This window comes from Steroidobacter sp., assembly GCF_036406195.1.
In the GTDB taxonomy this organism is placed as follows: domain Bacteria; phylum Pseudomonadota; class Gammaproteobacteria; order Steroidobacterales; family Steroidobacteraceae; genus Steroidobacter.
In genome coordinates, this window is record NZ_DASWVW010000010.1 from 98,401 (window position 1) to 120,619 (window position 22,219).

14 protein-coding genes are annotated in these 22,219 nt (G+C 62.8%); 8 read left to right on the forward strand and 6 right to left on the reverse strand.

Annotated features, from left to right (window positions below; all coding sequences use genetic code 11):
* Nucleotides 1-66: 66 nt before the first annotated feature.
* Nucleotides 67-10,494 carry an autotransporter-associated beta strand repeat-containing protein gene (locus VGE08_RS03270; RefSeq protein ID WP_331066421.1) on the reverse strand — a complete coding sequence of 3,476 codons (10,428 nt, stop codon included), beginning with the start codon at nt 10,492-10,494 and terminating at the stop codon, nt 67-69.
* A gap of 338 nt (nt 10,495-10,832) precedes the next feature.
* Between VGE08_RS03270 and VGE08_RS03275 the strand changes: the two genes are divergently transcribed.
* From VGE08_RS03275 to VGE08_RS03285, 3 genes are all read left to right on the forward strand, one after another.
* On the forward strand, nt 10,833-12,326 hold the full coding sequence (locus VGE08_RS03275; protein ID WP_331066422.1) for a tetratricopeptide repeat-containing sulfotransferase family protein: 1,494 nt from the start codon (nt 10,833-10,835) through the stop codon (nt 12,324-12,326).
* Nucleotides 12,327-12,393: 67 nt separating this feature from the next.
* Entirely contained in the window at nt 12,394-13,551 is a 1,158-nt protein-coding gene (locus tag VGE08_RS03280) for an OmpA family protein (RefSeq protein ID WP_331066423.1), read from the forward strand.
* Between the two features lie 12 nt (nt 13,552-13,563).
* Nucleotides 13,564-13,692 (forward strand): hypothetical protein, encoded by a 129-nt coding sequence (locus VGE08_RS03285; RefSeq protein WP_331066424.1) that lies wholly within the window; start codon nt 13,564-13,566, stop codon nt 13,690-13,692.
* Nucleotides 13,693-14,053: 361 nt separating this feature from the next.
* Here the strand turns inward: VGE08_RS03285 and VGE08_RS26265 are convergent, their stop codons facing one another.
* Nucleotides 14,054-14,203 (reverse strand): antitoxin Xre/MbcA/ParS toxin-binding domain-containing protein, encoded by a 150-nt coding sequence (locus VGE08_RS26265; RefSeq protein ID WP_349258615.1) that lies wholly within the window; start codon nt 14,201-14,203, stop codon nt 14,054-14,056.
* Between the two features lie 337 nt (nt 14,204-14,540).
* Complete coding sequence (locus VGE08_RS03290; RefSeq protein WP_331066572.1) at nt 14,541-15,545, reverse strand: HipA domain-containing protein; 1,005 nt, start codon at nt 15,543-15,545, stop codon at nt 14,541-14,543.
* A gap of 278 nt (nt 15,546-15,823) precedes the next feature.
* Between VGE08_RS03290 and VGE08_RS03295 the strand changes: the two genes are divergently transcribed.
* The 3 genes from VGE08_RS03295 to VGE08_RS03305 all read left to right on the forward strand — a co-directional run bounded on the left by VGE08_RS03295 (nt 15,824) and on the right by VGE08_RS03305 (nt 17,392).
* Nucleotides 15,824-16,306, forward strand: coding sequence for a peptidylprolyl isomerase (locus tag VGE08_RS03295; RefSeq protein WP_331066425.1), 483 nt, complete (start codon nt 15,824-15,826; stop codon nt 16,304-16,306).
* A gap of 242 nt (nt 16,307-16,548) precedes the next feature.
* Nucleotides 16,549-16,875 carry a DUF2934 domain-containing protein gene (locus VGE08_RS03300; protein ID WP_331066426.1) on the forward strand — a complete coding sequence of 109 codons (327 nt, stop codon included), beginning with the start codon at nt 16,549-16,551 and terminating at the stop codon, nt 16,873-16,875.
* Between the two features lie 88 nt (nt 16,876-16,963).
* Nucleotides 16,964-17,392 carry a CBS domain-containing protein gene (locus tag VGE08_RS03305; protein WP_331066427.1) on the forward strand — a complete coding sequence of 143 codons (429 nt, stop codon included), beginning with the start codon at nt 16,964-16,966 and terminating at the stop codon, nt 17,390-17,392.
* Between the two features lie 127 nt (nt 17,393-17,519).
* Here VGE08_RS03305 and VGE08_RS26490 read toward each other — a convergent pair whose 3' ends face one another.
* Entirely contained in the window at nt 17,520-17,981 is a 462-nt protein-coding gene (locus VGE08_RS26490; protein WP_414717444.1) for a DUF6011 domain-containing protein, read from the reverse strand.
* Between the two features lie 330 nt (nt 17,982-18,311).
* Nucleotides 18,312-20,009, reverse strand: coding sequence for a 2-isopropylmalate synthase (leuA, locus tag VGE08_RS03310; protein WP_331066428.1), 1,698 nt, complete (start codon nt 20,007-20,009; stop codon nt 18,312-18,314).
* Nucleotides 20,010-20,431: 422 nt separating this feature from the next.
* Between leuA and VGE08_RS03315 the strand changes: the two genes are divergently transcribed.
* Nucleotides 20,432-20,938, forward strand: a complete 507-nt coding sequence (locus VGE08_RS03315) for a hypothetical protein (RefSeq protein ID WP_331066429.1) — start codon at nt 20,432-20,434, stop codon at nt 20,936-20,938.
* A gap of 226 nt (nt 20,939-21,164) precedes the next feature.
* Complete coding sequence (locus tag VGE08_RS03320) at nt 21,165-21,356, forward strand: hypothetical protein (RefSeq protein WP_331066430.1); 192 nt, start codon at nt 21,165-21,167, stop codon at nt 21,354-21,356.
* 56 nt (nt 21,357-21,412) lie between these two features.
* On the opposite strand, the gene cysQ is transcribed toward VGE08_RS03320, so the two are convergent.
* Nucleotides 21,413-22,213, reverse strand: coding sequence for a 3'(2'),5'-bisphosphate nucleotidase CysQ (gene cysQ / locus VGE08_RS03325; RefSeq protein WP_331066431.1), 801 nt, complete (start codon nt 22,211-22,213; stop codon nt 21,413-21,415).
* Nucleotides 22,214-22,219: the final 6 nt, after the last annotated feature.

Genomic DNA, 22,219 nt, shown 5'->3' on the forward strand with positions numbered 1-22,219 from the left:
CCGCCGGTACCCTGGCCGGCGGCCTACAGAGCGGCGGGCACCCTGTCCAACCAGCGGGTTGCGCCTTTAGAAACTCATGCGGAAGCCGAAGTTGCCGCGCACGCCGTCCCGTTCTCCCTCGGTCGAATGCTGATACTGCAAGTCGAGGTGCAACTCGATGCCGGGACGCACGCTGCCGGTAAAGCCGACGCTTACATCGCCGGTCGTGTCCGGAATCTCCTCGGCGATTCTCGTGGTGCCGACGGTGATGGAATCCGCATCCATGAAATCGCGCTGCGCGCCAACGGCGAAGTATGGCGATGCGTCGGTCATGCCGAGCCACTGACCCGGCGTCCGAAAGACTTGCAGCGCCACTCGGGCTCGCAACGCATCTTCATTCACCGCCGAGATGGTGGATACCTGATCCTCGAAGTCATCCAGTTCCAGGCGCTGATAGGCGAGTTGCAACTGCGGCTCTATCTTCCAGCCGGTGGCGCCAATACGAAACGCCGATCCGATCTCCGCCGACATCGTGCCGCCCCAGCCGCTCTGATGGCTGACCGCCCGGTACTGGTCGTGATAGCGATTGCGATAGTGCAGAAACTGCGCCGATAGATCGAAGTAGCCGCCCTTCGCTCCGTGACGCGTCCAGTAGATGCCGGCGCCTTGCACGTCCGACTCGACGTCACCGGTAACTCCGCCCAGGCCTGCCGAGCCACGCGCAGTGTCGAAGAACGTTGCCGTGCTCTCGCCCACACTGGCCATCAGACCAACGTGCGTGGTCGCGTCGCCGGAACCTGCACTGTAAACGTCCGTGCCGAAATGCACGGTGGTCATCTGCAGATTCTGCGCTTCAAAGCGCTTGCCGCCGATATCGATCTCGTGCGCGTACACCCGCATCCAGGCGTCGGCTGTGTGCTCGCTGCGCTCCGCATTGCTCATGCGACCCTGATCGCCAACGCGATCACGCAGGTTGCCGAGCGCAGAAAATCCGTACTCCAAGTTGGCCTGCTGCCCGAGCAGGTAGCCGGCCACGCCGGGCCGGAATGCGGGCGTCGGATCGACCGGCGCGTTGGGGTCGATCAGTTCCGAGCGCAAATACCAGTCGTTCGCGTCCGCCGCGCCGCCCTGGTGGAGCAGATATTCATATGCTCCGGCCTGTACCGGCTGGCCCAAGCGGAAGCTGTCGACCGCACTCACGCCATCCACCTGGATGATATGAATGCCATCGCCCGCCGTGGCATCCCCATTGCCGCCAGCGCGATCGACGAGCACAGCGGAACTGCCGGTCGCGTTGCCTCGAATAACGAGCCGGCTGGTTGCCGACGTTTCATCGCCGAGTTCCGTGCTGATGCGAACGGTGCCGACACCGTCGTAGTTACCCGCGATGGTCAATGTACCGAACTGATTGGCCGCATTGCCGGGCGCTACGACGCCGCCTGCTTGCGTCGTCACCAGACCCACCGTACCTACACCGGACAACGTGCCGGTTGAAGCGACCAGGATCGTGGCCGGCAATGTTCCGTCGACCTGCAAAGCACCCGCCTGAACTTCTACATCGCCCGAGAAAGTGTTGGCAGCCGACATCGCCAGCGTTCCGGTGTTCTGCTTGATGAGAGTACCGCCGCCCGACAGCACGCCATCGTACGAACCCTCGAATGCTTGATCGAAGACGACGATGGCGGCGTTGTCGATGTCGCCGCCGAGGCTGTTGCTGTCGCCGATCAATGTTCCCTCGGCCACGGTCCAGTCTCGCGCGGCGTTGCCGGCCAGCCGCCAGGTGCCGGCGCCTTCTTTGCGGAATTCATCGAAGTTCTGGAATACCGTGTCGATGAGGCTCGCGTCGAACGTATCGTCGCCAGCGCCCGCGAGCACGAACTCGTCCGCGCCGCCAGTCCCCGCATCGAAGAGCGCGCTGAAAGTCACATCCGAACCCGTGTTGATGGTGAGCACATCATCGCCACCAAGCAGGTCGACGGTGCCGCCACCCGCGAGTGTTCCAGACAATGTGAAAACGTCCGCGCCAGTGGTGCCGTTGTAGGTGCCGTCGACCAACATCGTCGCACCCGCGTCGATGACGGTCGTCTGAGGATCGACCAGCGCGCCGGCGGCCACTTCGAGCATACCCTCACGCACCAGTACGGTATCCAGCGCCGAATCCGCTGGGCCAGTGATCGTTGCCGTGCCCACGCCGTCTTTGATTAACGTTTCGAATCCGGTCGCGCCGCCCAGCCTGGCGGTCGTGGCGATGTCGATGGTCAGCGTATCGACGCCAGCGCCGCCGTTAATGGCACTCGTCAAACCGCTAAGATCCGCGCCATCGAGCAGCGTGAGATGATCGTCGCCGTCGAGCATGTCGATCGAACCCATGCCGGTCACGTTGCCCGCAACGGTGAAGCTGTCGCCACCGGCCGTGAAGTCAACATTGCCGTCGACGTCCAAGGTCGCGCCGCTGTCGACGGTAACGGTTTGTACGCCGGTCACTGTGGCACTCGCCGCAACGCCGAGCACGCCGCCTTCAACCGCGATATCTATTAGACCCGTGGTGAGGGCCGGGCCGGTGATGGTGAGTGTGCCCGTGTTGCGCTTGGTGAGTCCTTCGAATTCCTGGAGAGCACCGACGCTCGCGGTACCCGCGATGTCGTAGACGCGGGTGTCCATACCTGCACCGCCCGACACCGTCCCGGTGACAACCGCGCCATCGTGAATAACGAAAGTATCGTCACCCGCTCCGAGCGTCAGTGTGCCGCCTCCGAGCGTCAGTGTGCCGCCGCCCGTATCGAGCGTACCAGCGACATCTAGCACGTCGGCGCCATCGCCCAAGTCGCCCGTCGCGAGCAACGTGCCGCCCGTGCCCACGATCACCGTCTCGACACCCGTGCTGCCAGTGATCGCTGTCTGCGTTGCAGCCCCGGCTTGCACTGTTCCGTCGACATTCAATGTCGTGCCGCCGTTTACTGCCACGGCGCCCGTTTCCAGAACGCCATCGACGTCGAGCGTGCCTCCATCGATCGTTGTCGTGGAGTACGCGTGCGTACCGAGCAAGGTCGCCGTACCGTCGTTTTGTTTGGCGAGTTGTTCGAAACCCGCAACGCCCGTGCCCGCGAATGAGAGCGCCGATGCACTATCGAGTAACACGGTATCGGAGCCCGCGCCGCCGTCGATACGGGCATCGATGGACGCGCCGTCCTGGATCACGAGCAAATCCTCGCCCGTGCCGAGATCGATGGTGCCAGCGCCGCTGACGGTACCGGCGACTGTGAATGTGTCATCACCTGCACTGCCGGAATACGCGCCATCGACATTCAAGATTGCTCCGGCGGCGACGTTCGTGGTCTGAACATCCGCAATCGATCCGGAGGCTTCGACGTTCAAGGTGCCACCCAGCGCCGAGACTTCCTCGAAGATGGACGTGCCCGGACCGGTGAGGTTCAACACTCCGGTACCCGTCTTCTCCAGACCTTCGAAGCCCGTCAACGATCCGACCGTGGCGGTCAGATTGATGTTGTAGACCCGCGTGTCGAGACCGGCGCCGCCCTCGACATTGCCGATCACGGTCGTGCCGTCGTGGATGACGAACGAATCGTCACCATCGCCCAGCGACAGCGTGCCCGCCCCCGTATCGAGAGTGCCCGAAATGTCGAGCACGTCGTCACCGGCGCCAAGATCGCCGGTCGCTCGCAAGGTGCCGCCAGCATTGATGACGACGGTGTTGACGCCCGCGTCGCCGGTGATCGCGGTCTGTGTCGCGCCCGCAGCCTGCGCGACACCGTCGATGCTGAATATCGTGTCATCGCTCAGCACCACCGAGGCTGTATTGAGCGTGCCGTCGACATCGAGCGTGCCTTCGTCAATCGTCGCGCTGCCGTAGGTGTGAGTACCGCTCAAGCTGGCAATGCCAGCGTTCTGCTTGACCATTTCTTCAAAGCCGGTGACGTTCGTGCCGTCAAACGTGAGAGCGGCGGCGCTATCCAGCACGAGCGTGTCGCCTGTGACTGCGGTGCCCGCGTCGATCGCGATGTCGATCGTGGCGCCATCCTGGATGATGAGTACGTCGTCGCCGTCGCGCATGTCGATGGCGCCGCTGCCGGTGACGTTACCGGCGACGATGAATTCGTCCGCTCCCGTGGTGAACTGGAACGCGCCGTCGACGTTCAGAGTCGCGCCCGCGCTCACCGTAGCCGATTGCGCTTCGATACTACCGGTCGCCGTCACGTCGAGCGCTCCAGCCTGGACCTGCACCTCGACGAAATCCGATGCGCCATTGATCGCCAGTCGACCGAGCCCGGACTTGCCCAGCGATTCGAAGCCGGTGGTGCTGCCTAGAGGCACGACGCTGCCTGAGCTCACATTGACGTTGAGCACGTCGTCACCGGCGCCCGCGTCGAGCGTGCCGATCACGACCGTGGTGTCGTGAACGACTAAGGTGTCGTTGCCATCGCCCAGCGAGAACACGCCGCCACCAGTATCCAGCGTGCCGGCCACGTCGAGCACATCGTTGCCGTCGCCGAGATCGCCGGTCGCGAGCAGGTGGGCGCCCGCGTTCACCACGACGGTGTTCACACCGCTGCTGCCAGTGATCGCAGTCTGCGTCGCTCCCGCGGCTTGCATGGTGCCGTTGATGTTCAGCGTGGAGCCGTCATCGAGTGCAGCCGTTGCAGCTTGCACCGTGCCATCCACATTGAGCGTACTGCCGTCGATCACGGCGACGGCGCCTGTCAGCAGCGTGCCGTCCACATCAAGCGTGCCCGCGCTGACGGTGGTGCCCGTGGTGAACGTTTGGGTACCGGTCATCGTGGCGACGCCGCTGTTCTGCTTTACCAGCGACTCGAAGCCAGCCGTCGTACCGCCGTTAAAAGTAAATGCCGCGGCGTTGTCGAGAATGAGAACGTCCGCGGTAGCTGCCGAGCCTGCATCGATGCCGCCGCCAGTGATCACGGCCCCATCCTTCAATGTGAAGGAATCATCGCCCGCGCCCAGGCTCAGCACACCGGCGCCGGTATCGAGCGTGCCAGCGAGGTTGACGCTGTCGCTGCCACCATCGAGATCGCCGATGGCCCGCAGCGTGCCACCACCGTTGACGTCGATCGTGCTCGCACCGGCGTCACCGGTGAACGTTGCAACACCGGCGCCGTCGCCTTGCACGATACCGTTGACGTTCAACGTACCCGTGCCGTTCATCGCGATGGTGTCGGACGTGAGGCTGCCGTCGATCTCGAGGGTACCGGCGTCGACGACGGTCGCGCCAATGTCGTTATCCGTCGCGGTCAATCGAGTCGTCCCCGAACCGATCTGCGCCACGGTGCCCGGGCCGCTCAACGAGCCATTGAAATCGAAGGTGTCGCTGCGGTTGAAAGACAGCGTCGAGCCCGGCGCATCGACGATGACGTTGCCCGCTCCGGCATTGCCCGTCGTGCCGCCATTGCCGATCATCAGATTGCCGGCGTTGATGACCGTGTTGCCGGTATAAGTGTTGTTGCCGGTGAGCACCCACGTGCCGCTGTCGTTCTTCGCCAGGGCGGTCCTGCCGGTGGCGCTGGCGTCCGCAATGGTGCCGCCCATGATGTTGAGATCGGCATTGGTGCCGCCCAACGCGAGGGTGCGTGAGCCCGAGCCCTGCAAGGTCGCGGAACCGGTGTTGGTGAGCTCGATCGCGCCCGTGCCGGAGGACTCGATGTAAGTCACGCCTTGAGCCAGCGTGAACAGACGATTGGTCGAATCGCCGCTGCCCGTGTAGCGCAATGTCGAATTGTTGCCGATGACCAGGTTGGACGCCGCCGCAGAAGAAGTGCCGATGCTGCTCTGCTCGCCGCCATCCGCAAGCTTGCTGACTCCGAGCACGCCGCCGCTGATCGTGGTCACGCCGGTGTAGGTGTTATCGAGATTGGTCAGTATCCATGTGCCACCGTCGAGCTTGGTGAGCGACGTGGCGCCAACCGCGCTATTGGTGATTTGCGCCGCCAGAGTGTTGTCGTTCTGATTCGAGCCTCGCAACGTCAACGTCCGCGCGGTAGTGCCAGTCAATGCGATCGGCGCGGTGCTGGTGAATTCCATCGCGCCGGTCCCGTCGGCGTACAGCGTTGCATGGCCGCCCATCGTGAACTGCCGGTCGGTGCTGTCGCCATCGCCGACGTATCTCAACGCGGCGTTGTTGTTGATCACCAGATTGCTGGCCGCGGAGCCAGAGGCGCCGATCGAGCTGTTGCTGTTGCCATCGCTCAGGCACGCGACATCGAGCCGGCCGCCGTTGATGACCGTGGTGCCGGTGTAGCTGCTCCCGCAACCGGCAAGCTGCTGTACCGCGTTTCCGGTCTTGATCAGCCCACCGGTGCCGACAATCGTCCCGCCGAATGCGCGGTTGCCGCTGCTAGCATTGAGCGTCAGAGTCGCCGTGCCGAGATCGACAGTACCTCCCGCCGCGCCTCCCCCGGTCAAGAACGCCGCAGTGGTATTGAAATCGTTCAGATCCAGGACGGCGTCGGCGGCATTGCCCAGCGATAATCCACCCGTGCCGAAAGCATTGGTGGTACCGGCTCGCAGGATGCCGTTCGAGATGGTCGTATTGCCCGAATAGTCGTTCGTGTTGGACAGCACCAGCGTGCCGGAACCACTCTTGACCAGAGCGCCGGAACCGGTGATCAGCCCTTCGATCTCGAGTTGTGTCGCGGCTTGAGTGACCTCGATGGTGCTGCTGCCTGACTGCAGCGTCATGCCGCGATCGATGCCTACGCTGCCGCCGGCGTACGACAACGTGCCGCCATTCAGCACCAGGCTGCTCGGATCGTTGCTGGCCGCACCAATACCGCTCGCTACTCCGCCGTCGGCCAGACAGTCGACCCGCAGCGTACCGCTGGAGATCGTGGTGACGCCCTCGTAGGTGTTGTTGCAACCGACCAGGGTCTGCGTGCCGCCGCCGGTCTTGGTCAAGCCGCCAGTGCCGCTGATCGCGCCGGAGAACGAGCTGGTGCCGTCGTGCAACGTCAGCGTCGCGGAGCCAAGCGTGACGTTACCGCCCGGGCCGGCCCAGTCCGACAACGCGCTCACGGTGTTGTTGAAACCTGCCAGGTCCAGCGTGGTGCCGCCGACCAGGGACATGCGCGCGGGCGCACCGAACGCCTGCGTCGAGCCGGCGCGCAGCGTGCCTTCCCGAACGATCATCTGGCCGCTTTGTGTGTTGTTACCCGCGAGCACGAGCGTGCCCGCGCCATCCTTGAAGAAGCCCCCAGTGCCGACGACACTGCCGCTGAACGTGAGCGTGGTATCCACATCGCTCACCTCGACGGCGCCACCGCCCCCGCCACCTCCGACGACGGTAAAGCCTCGATCGATGCTTACGCTGCCGCCGGTGTACTGCAGCGTCGCGCCATTCTCCAGCAACAGATTGCCGGCATCGCTCGATGAGCGGCCGATGCTGCTCACTTCACCACCATCGGCGAGTGTCGTCACCGAGAGAGTGCCGCCACTGATGTGGGTAACGCCCAGGTAGTCGTTGGCGCCATTCGCGAGCGTCAACGTGCCCGCGCCCGTCTTGGTAAAATCGGCGCTCTCGACGCTCGTCACCACTCCGGTGAACGTCAAGTTCGAAGCGGCGCTGGTTACGTTGATGGTACTTGGGGTCGCGCCGCCTCTGACGATTGTAAAACCGCGGTCGGTAGTGACAGTGCCGCCTTCGTAGCGCAGCGTGCCGGCTTCGATCACCAGATTGGCGGAGTCCGCGCTCGAAGCGCCAATGGAACTGGCCTGCCCACCGTTGGCGATGCTGCTCACCGTGAGCGTGCCCTGACTGATGACGGTCGGGCCGCTGTACGAGTTGCTCGCGTTCGCGAGCACGACCTCGCCTGTGCCCGCCTTGGTAAAGCCGATCTGGTCAGCGCCGTTATCGACGATCTGTGACTCGATGCGGAACAAGCCGTCGCTGTTCTGCTGGACACCGAGCATGCCGCCGCCAACCGCACCGGTCAGCGAGCCACCGGTGATCTCGTTGTTGTTGGTCCCTACCGAGGGAGCGACCAGGATGTTGCCGTCGATGCCGAGCGTTTGACCGCCGTCGATGGTCACGATCGTGCTGGTCGGCGCCGTATAACGCAGGCCGCCGAGTTGCACGCTGCTGGTCACTGTTCCCTGAAAGCCCAGGTCATCGGTAATGATGTCGCCGTCCTGCCAGTTTCCCGCCTGGTCTTCCACGCGATAGTCACTGTCGGACAGCGCGGTGATGGTGCCCCCGACCACCTTCGCGTAATCGGTGCCATTGTTCACTGTCGCCCAGCCGCCAAGCGAAGTCGTGCTCGTGGTGATGGCGCCAGCCGTGGGCAAATCGAAATCCACCAGTCCGCCGCTGCGAGTGATGGCACCGAGATCGATCGTCACGCTGCCGCCGGCCCCGGAGACCGCGCTGATGTTGTTGCTGCCGCCGGTGATGTGAACGCCATCGAAGGTCTGCACATTCGTCTCGCCGGCCGCGCCGGTGACCACGAGATTGCCGCCGGACATCTGCAAGCTCGACGCGCTGGAGATGATGTTGTCGGTCGGCCCACCCGCGGCGCTGAAGTCGAGCGCCAATGTGCCACCGCCGATCGCAGTGTCACCGGTATAAGTGTTGGCGCCGGAGAGCGTCTGCGTGCTCGTGCCAAGCTTGATGAGACCGCCGCTGCCAGTGATGCTGCCGCCGTAGAGCGTGCTGCCCGAGGCTGCGTTCAACGTTAGCGTCGCATCGCCCAGAGCAAGCACACCGCCGCTACCTGCCAGCGATTGGATCTCCCAATCGTAGCCGTTGAGGTCCAGCGTGCCGCCATTGATCGTCACCTCGCGGGTGAGACCGAAAGCATTGGCGTTACCGGCGCGCAACGTGCCGCTCTGGACCGTGACGCTGCCGTCGTACGTGTTGGCCCCTTCCAGCACCCAGGTACCACTGCCATTGCTGACGATGCTCCCTGCGCCGGAAATGACACCGCCGATCGTGTTGACGCCGTTGAAGTTGCCCGCCAGGGTCAGGGAATCCGCAGGGCCGCCCGCAGTGAACGAAAGTGGACCGTCGAGACTCAACGCTCCGCTGCCATCGTTGCCGATGGTGGTGGCCCCTTGCAGAAGCCACTCACGGTCGCTCGCAACGCCGGCGCCCGTGTAGTAGACACTTCCTCCAGTGTTGACATTGATGCTCGTGCCGACACCGAAGGAGCTGGCCTCGCCGCCGTTCGCCAATACCGGTGCGAACACTGTCGCGCCGATCGCGGTCGCGCCCGAGTAAGTGTTGGTGCCACCCAGCGTGATGGAGCGGCCGGCATTGCCGTTGAAGGTCAGGTTCGCGGCGCCGCTGAGCACGCCGAGCAATTGGAAATCGGCGCTCTCGGCAACGAAGCTGGTACCGCCGTTGCTGTCGATGTCACCGGTGAGGGTCAGCGTGCCGGAACCTCGATTGCGAATCACCGCGGCCGCGCCATTGATGGACCAGTTGCGGTTCGAGCTGTGGCCGGTGCCGAGGTACACCAGGTTGTCCGAATACTGGCTCGACTGGTTGAAACGGATGGTGCCGTTCTCCACGGTGGTGGGCGCGCCGAGCGAGCTGGCCTGGCCGAGATCGGCGATGGAAGTGAACGACGTCGTGCAGACGCCGTTGCAGCCGGAAAAAGTCGTGGTCCCGGTATAGGTACTGGCGTCGTTGCTCATGGTCACGCCGGTACCGACTCGAACGCTGCCGTCGCCCATGAATCGCGCCGAACCCACGCGGGCGCCCTCGGCGATCAGTGTGCCGCCATCGCCGATCGTCACGGTGCGGTTGGTGTCGACAGCGCCCGCGATCGACAGACGCACCTGTGCTCCCGCCGCGGTCGCAATGTTGTTGCTCGATGCGCCGAGAGCGGCATCGCTGCTGGCGTAGATGCTGCCCAGATTGAGGTTGATGCCGCCGGAGAACGTGTTCGTGCCGCCCAGGTGCAGCGCTGCGGTGCCTGCCTTGGTCAACCCGGCTGTTCCGGCGATCACAGAATCGATCGTGGTGTTGCCAGCATTGGTCGTGATCGTCGGTGCCGTTCCGGCCAATTGCAGTGTGCCCGCATCGAGCGCGTAGCCGCCGACGTTGAACGTCAGATTGTGCAGACTGATCAGACCGCCGAGTGTCACGGTGCCGGCGGTACCGTTGAAAATCGCGTTATCAAGGGTTGCGTTGTTCCAGATCGTGTAGGGACCACTCACGCCATCGCCGGCGGTATCCCAAAAGGAATTCGTCAGATCCCAGGTGCCCGTGCCGCCGAGCCCGAGGCCCGTGCGGTTCACGTCCCAGTACAGATCCGCGGCTCTGGATGGCGATTGCATCGTGAACAGCGCGGTAAGGACTGCGATGCGCAGCGCTGCCGCTTGCATCGGCGTGTGCTGTCGCTGGATCCGCGGGCGCGACGTGATCGCTCTGGTGCTGCCACTCTTCCCGCCACTCATGGCCAGCTCGGAGGTGACGACCCATGCGTTACGCACTCGGGACCAGATAACACGATGGATGCGATTCAATGCGGCCTCCTGATTCACTCGTCGATTCGCCGCTCACCTGCGGCGCCGTCCTCATCACGCTGCCGCCTCTGCAGGTCTGCGCATGACAGAACGGGCGGCGAGTTTAGGTAGCCACTCAGCGTGCATTCCGGAATTCGGTCACAAGATGAAGTCGAGTAGCGGTTTACCGAATTGACTGAGCAACCGTCTTTGGCGCGCGCCTATCTCAGACTCGACGCGGCAGCGTGGCGACAATTATAGTCAAATTGACGCGAATCATCCGAGCATGCAGCTCGGCAGTGCGCGTGTTTGCGGACACCGTCTCAACAATCGCGCGCGAACACGCCATCATATTAGGCATGACAGCGGAGATCCCCTTGTCGATTCAACGTGCGCATGAAGCGCTCGCTAGCCGCGATCTGTCGGGCGCATACTCGGCCGCGCAGGCCGCGCTGCGCGCCGATCCTCGCGATCCGCAGGTTCACGCGCTGCTGGGAATCGTGCTGTCCGAGCTCAATGATCTGTCGTCGGGCGAATGGCACTTGCGCCGCGCGCTCGATCTCGATCCAGCACAGACAAACTCGCTCGTCAACCTGGCAATCAATTTGATTCGACAAGGCCGCGCGGCTGAAGCCGAGCCTTGCTTCGCGCGCGCCGATGCTCTCGCTCCCGGCAATCTGCAGGTGCTGGCTCAATGGTCGAAGCTGCACGAGATGCTGGGCAACCTGCAACGGGCGCATCAATTGCTCGACCGTGCCGCCGAGGCGTCATCGCCGCAGGATGTCGAACTGCTGCGCGTGGCGTACCTCATACGCGGCGGCGACTATCAACAGGCGTTGGCTATCCTGGAGAGCGCGCAAGATCTCAATGGCAGCGCACAGCTCGAACGCGGGCGCTTGTTCGATCGGCTGGGCCGACATCGCGAAGCCTGGCGCGACTGGATCGAAGGCAAGGCGAAGCTCGCCGCTCAAGCCGGCGGTCCTCAATACCGCGCTCAGTCCGTCGAAGCGCTGGTCCAGCGGCTCAAGCAGTTCTTCGTGCGCGCCAATCTCGATCCGCTTCCCCGAGCGAGCCTGAGGCGAGACGTCCCGCAGCCCGTCTTCATCATGGGACTGCCGCGTTCGGGCACCACGCTCGTCGAACAGGTGCTGACCAGTCACAGCGCGGTTCGCGCCGGCGGCGAGTTGACCTTCGCCGGCGAGTGGCCACAGCTCATCGGCCGCTTGTGCCCGGACGAATCCTTTCCGGACAATCTCGCGCAAACCTGGAGCGCCGATCGTCACCATGTGGCCACGCTCCTGCGCGACTATTACTTCGCGCGCGCCGAGCAGCGCCGCTTGCTCGAACCCGGCGTGCGCCTGTTCACCGACAAGATGCCCTTCAACGAGATGTGGCTACCGCTCGTGCGCATGGCATTTCCTCTTGCCAAGATCGTGCGCGTGATACGCAATCCGCTCGATGTTTGCGTGTCCATGCTGTCGCACGAGCTCACGCACGGATTCAACTGCGGCTATCGCATCGAAAGCATCGTGCACCAGGTCGGGACGATGTCGGACCTGACCGAACACTACCGGCGCGAGCTCGATCTCGCCGACCTGACCCTGAGATATGAAGATTTCGTGCGCGAGCCGGAGATGCAAACGCGCCGTCTGCTCGATTACCTGGAGCTGCCCTTCGAGCCCGCTTGTCTCGCATTCAATGAACAGCGCCGCTACTCGGCAACGCCGAGCTACTCGCAGGTGACCGAACCTCTGAACACGCGCTCGGTGTATCGCCATCGACATTACGAGGAACAGCTCGCACCTTTCATTTCGCAACTGGCGCCCAGCCTGACTGCCGGCGGCTACGCCACGAGGCCAGAACACCCATAGATCGCATTCAATTGCCGGCGCGTTGCGGCGGCACTTCAATTTCATTGACCACTTCGTGCCCAGAAACATGCAAACCAAGACCAACAAGCGCATTCCATCCCTCGTGGCCGCCGCGGTGCTCGCCGCGCTCTCATTCCCTTCTGTCGCCGAGCAGACCGAGCCCAGCTCCGGTTTCTATGTCGCACCGATCGTGCACGCGGTTCGCACGGACGACGACCGCGCCGTCGATGACGAAGGTGCCTTTACATTCGCGGTGGGTTCGGAGATTCACCCCAACTGGAACATCGAGCTCAACTTGTTTCGCGGACGCTTCGACAGTTCGCTCGGCGACGATCTGACAATGGAATCGGCCGGTCTCAACGCCTTGCGCGTTTTCCGGCGCGAGACGCGCTTTGCGCCATATCTGCTCCTCGGACTGGGTGCGCAGCGTAAAGAACGAGAGTTGTCGAGCTCTTCGACGGATGCGTATGCGGATGGCGGGCTCGGTGTACTCGCCGCCATACACCGTTCGAAGGAAGATGGCCGCGCCTTGTTATTGCGCCTGGACGGTCGTGCGCGCTACGACGATGCCGACGGAGGCAGTCGCGTCGATTATCTGCTCGGCCTGGGCCTGCAGTACGCGTTCGGGTCGAGACCGACCGCGAAGCCGTCCAACGCCGCGCCGATTCAGCCACCAGCCGCTCCTCCTCCTCCGCCGCCGGCGGACGAAGATCGCGATGGCGTGCCAGACAGCACCGATCGTTGTCCAGGCACGCCGCACGGCCAGCCAGTGGACGACAACGGCTGCGAACTCGATGGCGACCACGACAACGTCAAGGATGCTGCCGATGCATGCCCGGACACCGCGCCAGGCACGCGCGTGGACGCACGCGGTTGCGACTTGAAGGAAGAGATCCAGCTGCCGCTCGTCACGTTCGAATACAACTCGGATCGCTTGCAGCCACAAGCCTTCGCCACCTTGGACGAAGCAGTGCAGACCTTGCGCATGAATCCCGACCTGCGCATCGAGGTCGCCGGCCATACTGACGGCAACGGCTCGCAGGCTTACAACCTCACCCTGTCCCAGCGCCGAGCCGAAGCCGTCCGCCGCTACCTGGTCGAGAAAGGCGTGACCAACGCGCTATCAGTGCGCGGCTACGGCAAGAGCGAGCCGATCGCGGACAACGGTACTGAAGCCGGCCGGGAGAAGAATCGGCGGGTCGTGCTTCGGATATTGGATCGATAGCGGGAGGAGATGGTGCCGACTCGCGGAATCGAACCGCGGACCCTGATTGCGCGGATTCTCGATCACCTGGGTCGCGACGGCGAGCCAGCCGATCCGGCCAATCCGAGCCGGGCCCCGCCGCAGGCCGATCTGATGATCTGACTGCATCGTCCTCCTGTGATCACCCGCGCCGCCGTGCAGGCCGGGCGGGTTTTGGCTCAAGACGGGCTGTGCCGGGGAAAGGGGAAGATTCAGGTGTCTGAACAACGAGGGGGCGGACGGCTCCGGCCGGATGGCAAGCCTTGATCCACCGTCATGGGCCTGGCGTCAGCTCGCCTCAATGGTTTCGCTACTGCCTTCTTATGCGTGTGCGGCCGCAAGACATCTTCGACGGCCGCAACATCGGCAGAAGCGATACCGATCAGGCGCACAAAGCAGCAAGACGAATTGAAACGGTTGCGAGGTGGTGGTTGAGAATGCATAAGCAACGGTCTAATCGGGAGGACGTAGTTGGACGTACTTATTAATAAGTGTAGACGCTGAATTCCATGCGCAGGAGGAGTGCTTCCACCAACTCCCTGCCGGACTCCGTGGCGAGCAGATCTATAGGGCGCTTACCGTCTAAGCCCAGCTGGGATGAGCTGACGTCTTGGCTGCTTCCTGCGAGCCCAATATCCGAGCAGCGAGTTCGTAAACCGAGGGCACGTCATTGGAGGAACCACCGTCGGTGCTCTGAGAAAAGGAGATAGGGGGCATACTCACACCCAACGTCAGGCTGTTGGCAAGTCTAACCGCTCGCACCGGCACCGTCGTGCTCGAAATGCAACACTCTATTGGAGCTCGCGATGCTGCGACTCAATGACGGTCCGGATGGTCCCGCGGGTTATCGCGCCAAACTGCCTGTTCGTCAGCGCCGTTAAGGCATCCGCTCGAGAGGAAACAACTTTGTTTTCGTGAATCCCCGTTCTTTGTCAATGTCGCTACACGCTAGGAAACGACTTTGGCGTGCTCTAGTACTCCGCGAGAGCTCTATCTCGTTGATTTCTGGTCGCAACAGGTAACGACTTTGTTTTCAGCGCACAGGTGTAGGAGAAGAGAAACGACTTCGCCTGCGCAAGCGCCCCTTTGGCAATCGCCGTCCACACGGTTTCCGCGAACTTTGCCGGCAGGCGTTTTTCTACTGCCTTGATCGCGCCTTCGACGCGGCCTGCCAGTTCGACCATCGCCGGCCAGGCATCCGTGTCTGGATACTTCTCCGCGAGCGACCGAAAATGCCGCGGCTGGATTTCGACGATCTTGTAGTGCGCTCTCTTGCCGCGCACGGCCAGCGCGAGTTTCAGCTCGTGAACGTCGAGCTGACTGCCACCCTTTCCGACTACTGGCCAAGTCGATAGGACATCGTAGAGCGGTGTGAGAGCGAAGCTGCCGCCGCGATGGTGGTGGATCGAGAAGTTCTTTGCGTGACCGTCGGTCGCTGCGAGCACCCAGAATGCAAGCTGCGATAGCAAGAAGCGCCGCTGATCCGAAGCAGGATGCTCCGCGCGCGCGAGCTCATTCAGGATCGCGTGCATCGAAGGGCCGCCTTCGTTTTCGTATTTCGCAGTGTGTGGCCGCCCGGTGGCCTGACAGAAATCCTCTTGAGGAAGACGCGCAATCCAGGCTCGTTCCGATGGCTCGAAGCTGGCCGCGCGGGGATCGTCATCACCGACGTTCTGCCAGCGCCGGTCGAAGCGCTCCACGATGAGCACGCGCTGATCGCCAAACTGGCCGATGTCCGTGTTCGCCACGGGCAATCCCAGTTCTTTCAAGAGCGCCGCGCACAGCCATTCGTTGTCGACGGAGTGTGAAAGATCCAGCCGGCGATTGCCTGCCAGCCCCAGCGGGAGTTTCAGAATGTGTGTCGTGGGGGTCGAGCCTGCTGGCTTGTACCAATGTCGACCGATCTTCGTGAGCGCGGTTTTCTCCTGCGCGCCCGCTAGCGAAATTCGAAGATCATCGTTGTAGCCCTGATCCAGATGTCATAGCGCCGACAACTCTGGCCCGCTGAGTAGGGTGGAATCGCGGCTCTGCGCTGAGTGGCGCTCGAGGGACTTGCGAAGGCGGCGAAGGAAATTCTCGCGGAAGCGCCGCTGGATCGGAGCGAACCCCACCTGGGCCGCTTCCTCAGCAAGCTGATTCCAATCTGAACCCGGCTCGCCAAGCCCCCCTCGAGCCCGCGAGAGCCGCGCGGGCGTTTCGCTCCCCGATGGTTCATAATCCAACGTTTCGGTCACCCCCAGTATCGGGCCCTGTCATGCAAATCACCAAAGACGCCGTTGCATCGATTCACTACACCCTGACCGACGATGAGGGCAACACCATCGACAGCTCGGCCGGCGGTGAGCCCCTTGCCTACATTCACGGCAACGGCAACCTGATCCCGGGCCTGGAGCGCGAGCTGGAGGGCAAGGGCGAGGGCGACAAGCTGGACGTGAAGATCACACCCGCCGAGGGCTACGGTGAGTTCGATAAAGAGCTCATCCAGCGCGTGCCGCGCCGGGCGCTGAAGGGCGTGGGTGATCTGCATGTGGGCATGCAGCTACATGCCCAATCGGAGCACGGTGTGCGTGCGGTGACGATCACTCAGCTGCAGGGCGACGTGGTGACGCTCGATGGCAATCACCCGCTCGCCGGCAAGAACCTGAACTTCAAGGTGGAAATCGTCGGCGTGCGTGCCGCGACAGAAGAAGAGCTGTCGCACGGCCACGTGCACGGTCCCGGCGGCCACCATCACTGATCGGAGGCGCTATCGAGCCGGCTGGGCGCACTATCGCCGTGCGTCCGGCGCCGATCGTGCACCAATCTTCCAATGACCGCGTTCGGCGTCCCCTGTCCAAGCGGCGCTATCGGCGCTTTTGATCGCGATTTTGCGACATTTCCCGGTCACATCCGCACCGTAGAATAATCGGCCTCGCTGGCACACTCCGTGCTTGCTCCCGGAGTGACTGCAATCCGAGGATGTGATTCGAGGAGATGTCGATGGAATTCACCCCTGACACCTCGCCCCCCAAGCGCGCTCGCGCCAAGCCCAAGGCTACGGCCGCCGCGCCGGTCGAGACTAAGTCTGCGACGGCGAAAAAGCCCCGCACCCCTCGCAAAACACTGACGACCAAGGCAGTGGCTACCGAGCCGGCAGCGGACGTGCAAATCGTGGCGACCACGCTCGACCCGACGCCCGAAGACGTCGGCGCGATGATCGCCACCGCGGCTTACTACCTGGCGGCGGCCCGCAATTTTTCGCCCGGTCACGAGCTCGACGACTGGCTGGAAGCCGAACGCGCCATTCACGCCAGGCTGTACGGCTGATCCAGCTGTAGACGTCGCCAGTCCGCATTTTGTCGCGCGCGATTTTGGGAGTACGCTGCTCCTGCAAACAGACAGGAGGACGACGGCGATGCTACGCGTTAGTTACCTGCTTGCCTTCAAGAACAACACGGTCTGGACCATCGGTCCGGAGGAACCGGTGCTGGAGGCCATTCAGTTGATGGCCGACAAGCACATCGGCGCGCTGCCGGTGATGCGGGACGAGGAGTTGGTCGGGATAGTCTCGGAGCGAGATTACGCCCGCAAAGTGATTCTGCTCGGCCGCTCCAGCTCGGACACGCCGGTGTGGCAGATCATGTCGTCGCCGGTGAAGACGGTGTCACCCGATGCGGATGTGCACAGTTGCATGGAGCTGATGACGGAGCTGCGCATCCGTCACTTGCCGGTGATGGAAAAGAACAAGCTGATCGGAATGATTTCGATCGGTGACTTGGTGAAGGCCGTCATCGAGGAGCAGCAGCAGACGATTACGCAGCTGGAGCGATACATTGCCGGTTGAGGCGGGGCTGCGCTAGGTATCGGGCGAAGGCGGCGGGCGCGCAGTCCACGCGGACTTGATGCACTTGTTGGCTGGTTGGCTCGCGAAATTAGCCTCGCCAGTCAGCAGGGGAAAGTCGATGAAGCACTCACATCCTGTTTCGCTCTAGATCGGCCTGCCCAATTTGCCCCCACCGCAAGCCAAAACGCTCCGCGCAGTCTCGGCCGTAGCCAACTGAATAGCTTCTGGCGTCAGTTAGCTTACGACCGCAAAAAGTGCACTGCCCGGTAAAGTGCCCGAAGCTGCTCGCGTAGCGCTCAGGGTCCGCCACGACCTCGCGAAGCACTTCCACCACGGCGTCGGATCGATCAAACGGAGAAAGCGTCCCCCCTGCAGAAATGTACGCACCGACGAAACCAGGTCCAGACAGCCTAATCCGATGTTTCCCTTCCCAGTCGACCTCAAGATCCAACCCAATGTTAGAGAACCAACCTTTGGGCCGAACCAGAAGTCTGGTTTTCCTATTGCCACTAGCCGATGCGGCTGCCATAAAGCGAATCAGTTTCTTGAACTCGCCGTTGCGCGTGCCTCTCTTTTCCGCGGGCTTCATAGTGGCGACTCGACTAGATGCACCATGCACCGTTAACTACTGCACTCATTGTCTCGAGTTCTAACAGGCTGAATTAAGCCGACCCGCGAAGCGAGTTCGGCTTGAATGAAGTGTTAGGCGCCAGTATGCCCGCCGCAGCAATCAGCATGCCTTTTGCGGCCAAGGCTATTCGTTAGGCAACACAGCAACACAGGGTGAGGTAGCTTCGCGAGATGGCCCTTACACGCGCGTGCGAGGTCGCACGCGCATGAAGGTTGGCGCCGGGTTCACAGACACATACGCCGCAATCGTCGAGGACGGCGCTGAACAACGTCAGCGCGCGCCCATCAATCAGCCCTGGGCAGTGGCGACGGGCATCGCGTCGTCGAGCAGGCCGCGTTGCAGAGCGCGATTCACGGCACTGAGCACGGCGAGCAGCGAGGCGGTCACGATGTTCTCGTGGTAGCCGACGCCGAACAGGGTAGCCCGCGCCGGCGTGGTGATTTCCACGAATGCCATCGCCTTTGCGCCGCTGCCCGTACCCACGGAATGCTCTTCATACGACAGCACGTCGAAGCGCAGGCCGAGTGCATCCACGATCGCGTCGATCGGGCCGTTGCCTTCGCCATGAAGCAGCGCGCCCTGGCCGTGACACTTCAGCTTCAATGACAGGCGTTCTACCTCGTGCTGATCACGCAGCGATGTCAGTTGATGCCCGCCGTAAACGTACGCACCATCCTCGCCGAGGAATTCCTTCTGGAACAACTCCCAGATCTGCTCGGACGACAGTTCCTTGCCGGTCGCGTCGGTAACCGCCTGCACCACCTGACTGAATTCGATCTGCAAACGGCGCGGCATGGTGATGCCGTAGTCGCGTTCGAGCAGATAGGCGATGCCGCCCTTGCCCGACTGGCTGTTGACGCGAATGACCGACTCGTAGGTGCGGCCCACGTCGCGCGGATCGATCGGCAGATAAGGTATTTCCCACAGATCGGCCTCGCGACGCGCGGCAAAGCCTTTCTTGATCGCGTCTTGATGCGAGCCGGAGAACGCGGTGAACACCAGATCGCCCACATACGGATGACGCGGGTGAATCGGCAACTGGTTGCAATGCTCGGCGATGCGCGCCGCTTCATTGATGTTGGAGAAATCCAGGCCCGGATTCACGCCCTGCGTATAGAGATTCAGCGCCAGCGTGACTACGTCGACGTTGCCCGTGCGCTCGCCGTTACCGAACAACGTGCCTTCGACGCGATCGGCGCCGGCCATCATTCCGAGCTCCGCCGCCGCCACGCCCGTACCACGGTCGTTATGCGGATGCAGTGACAGCGTGATGCAGTCGCGATGCTTCACATGCCGACAGAACCATTCGATCTGGTCGGCATAGATATTCGGCGTGGCCATCTCCACCGTGGCCGGCAGATTGATGATGATCTTGCGCTCCGGTGTGGGCTGCAGCACCGCGATCACGGCGTCGCAGATCTCGACCGCGAAATCCAGCTCGGTGCCAGTGAAGCTTTCGGGGCTGTACTCGAAACGCCAGTCGGTTTCCGGCTGACGTTCCGCATGCTCGCGTACACACTGCGCGGCTTTGACCGCGATATCCAGGATGCCGGCGCGATCCAATCCAAACACCACGCGACGTTGCACTGTCGATGTGGAATTGTAGAAGTGGACGATGGCGCGCCGGGCGCCGCGCAACGCTTCGAACGTACGGGCGATCAATTCGGGGCGGCACTGCACCAGCACCTGAATGGTGACATCGTCCGGAATCAGGTTCTGATCGATCAGCTCGCGCACGAAATCGAAGTCGGTCTGCGAGGCGGCCGGAAAGCCCACCTCGATCTCCTTGAAGCCGGTCTTGACCAGCAGATCGAACATGCGGCGCTTGCGGGCGCCGTCCATGGGCTCGATCAGGGCCTGGTTGCCGTCACGCAGGTCTACGCTGCACCAGATCGGTGGCGCGCTGATGACTTTGTCCGGCCAGGTGCGGTCCTGGATGGCGATGGGGGCGAACGAACGGTACTTGGTCGAAGGGTCCTGCAACATGGCTCCATTCCTATATCGCAGCGGCTGTCTTGGCTCCTACCGGCCCGGGATGAGGGCCGCAAGGGTCGCAGTCAGTCGCTGCAAGCGAGAGTTGAATTCGGGTTTTTTCTTGGCGCCGATCCCAGATCCCATTTCAGGGGGGGGAGGCGAGAGGGTGAATTGTTGCGTCTAGCGACGCAGGTGCAGGCGCGCACGCAGCAGCCCACTGCCATGGGGGGGCAGAGCAGACATTTGCTGGTTCGTACGCATGTGCATGAATCTAGCAGGCCCGCTCCGCGGAAAGCAAGGAGTTCCTGCGACAATCCGCTACGGCGGCACATCGCCGGGCGGAACTGCCCTCCGCAGCACAGGGTTGATCAGCTATGGCCCAGTGGACCCCAGCTCTGCTTTCTCTATGCCGGACGGGCCTGATCGCGGCCGGAATGGCGCTCGCCCCCCTGGGCCCGGTGAGCGCGCAGGAGTCTTCACCGTTCCAGATCGTGTGGGTCGTCATCGGCGAGGCATCCAGCGCCTCCGAAAGGGAGCCGGCACAGGCCGGCCGCCAGCTGTTCATGGCGTCCGACCTGGTGGCGCAGAGCCTGGCCAACGTCAAAGTGGAGCAGGTGGAAGTCGAGCCCGTGATTCACCAGCTCGCTGTCGGCCAGAGACTATGCCTCACGCAATTGAACATCCGGGCCACCGGGCCTGGCAGGCAGCCTCTGGGCGGTGCGCCTTTATCCATCTCCGTACGACAGGATCACAAACACCATCTCGGCCTGAGCCGTAGCAAACGCAATATATGTTTGCGGCCGAGCGAGGCCGGCGAATATCCCGTGCGCCTCACGAGCATGTTGCCTGCGCGTGATGGCACGACGCGCGGCGCTCAACTGTACATACGGGTCAGCGGGCCAGAAAAAACACCAGGTCCTGCTGCGAACGACCATCGCTGACGCAGTCCAGCGACATTGGCCTTTGGGGCCGATCGCGAATTTCACGCGTTGTTCACGCGACTCATCACCTTGCTGTCACGAGCAGGCCGCAGAGTCTCCACCATGAAAACCAAAAACTCACTGCATGACTGCATGACCGCGTTCGGCCCGCCGTTCGAGGACACAGCTGCGATGTCACGCACGTGGGGCCGTTCTGGACAGGCTTTGCAACTGTGGAGTACGACTCGTGAACATTCATACCAGGTTCGTTGGCGCGTTCTATGCCACCATTTTGTCGCTGACCGCGGCCGTGAACGTCGCTTTGATGCTGACGCTGCTCGTTCCCTCGTTCGAGCCGCCCGAGTTGTTGGTTAAGCGCGGGACGGTGACGATCCGGCAGCTGGCGATGGATGACGCCGCTGCCGTTCGTCACATGTAGGGAAGAGTGTTGATTGCACGAGACGCCCACGGATGGGCGCCTTCACCACCGATTCGTCAGCCCAGCGAAAGTATCTTCAGCCAGTCGCGGCTGCGGTCGCCGTAAACCAGGAAGTGCGGGTTCAACAAGTCCGCCTTGGTGTTGTAGCGAAGTCGCTCGCCCTGTGTATTGACCACAGCGCCGCCGGCGGCTTCGACGACGGCCTGCGCCGCGGCTGTGTCCCATTCGCTGGTCGGGCCGAAGCGAGGATAGAAATCCGCGCTGCCTTCGGCGACCAGACAGAACTTCAACGAACTGCCCACGGCCACGAGCTCGTACGGAGCCAGCTTCGGCAGATATTGATCGAGCGTGTCGCCGCGATGCGAGCGGCTGCCGACGATGCGTAACGGGCTGCCAGCGGGCGAACGTACCCGCAGCGGCTCGGGCTGCTGCGCATCGACCTGTCGAAAGGCCCCTGCGTTGACTGCCCCTGTATAAGTGGTGCTCGTGACGGGAACGTGCACCACGCCCAATACCGGCACGTGATTCTCGATCAGCGCGATGTTGACGGTGAACTCGCCATTGCGCGACACGAATTCTTTCGTGCCGTCGAGCGGATCCACCAGCCAGTAGCGTGTCCAGTGCCGCCGCTGATCAAAAGATATATCGCTGGCTTCTTCGGACAGCACCGGCAGGTCCGGTGTCAGTGCGCGCAACCCTTGTGAAATGATCTCGTGCGAGCGCAAATCGGCCAGTGTCAGCGGCGACCGGTCGCCCTTGTTGATGACGTCGAACTGCTCGCTGTAGACGCTGAGGATGGCGTCGCCGGCGCGCTGCGCCAGCTTCACTACTTGGGCTGACAGGTCCGCTTGCGTCACGGCAGT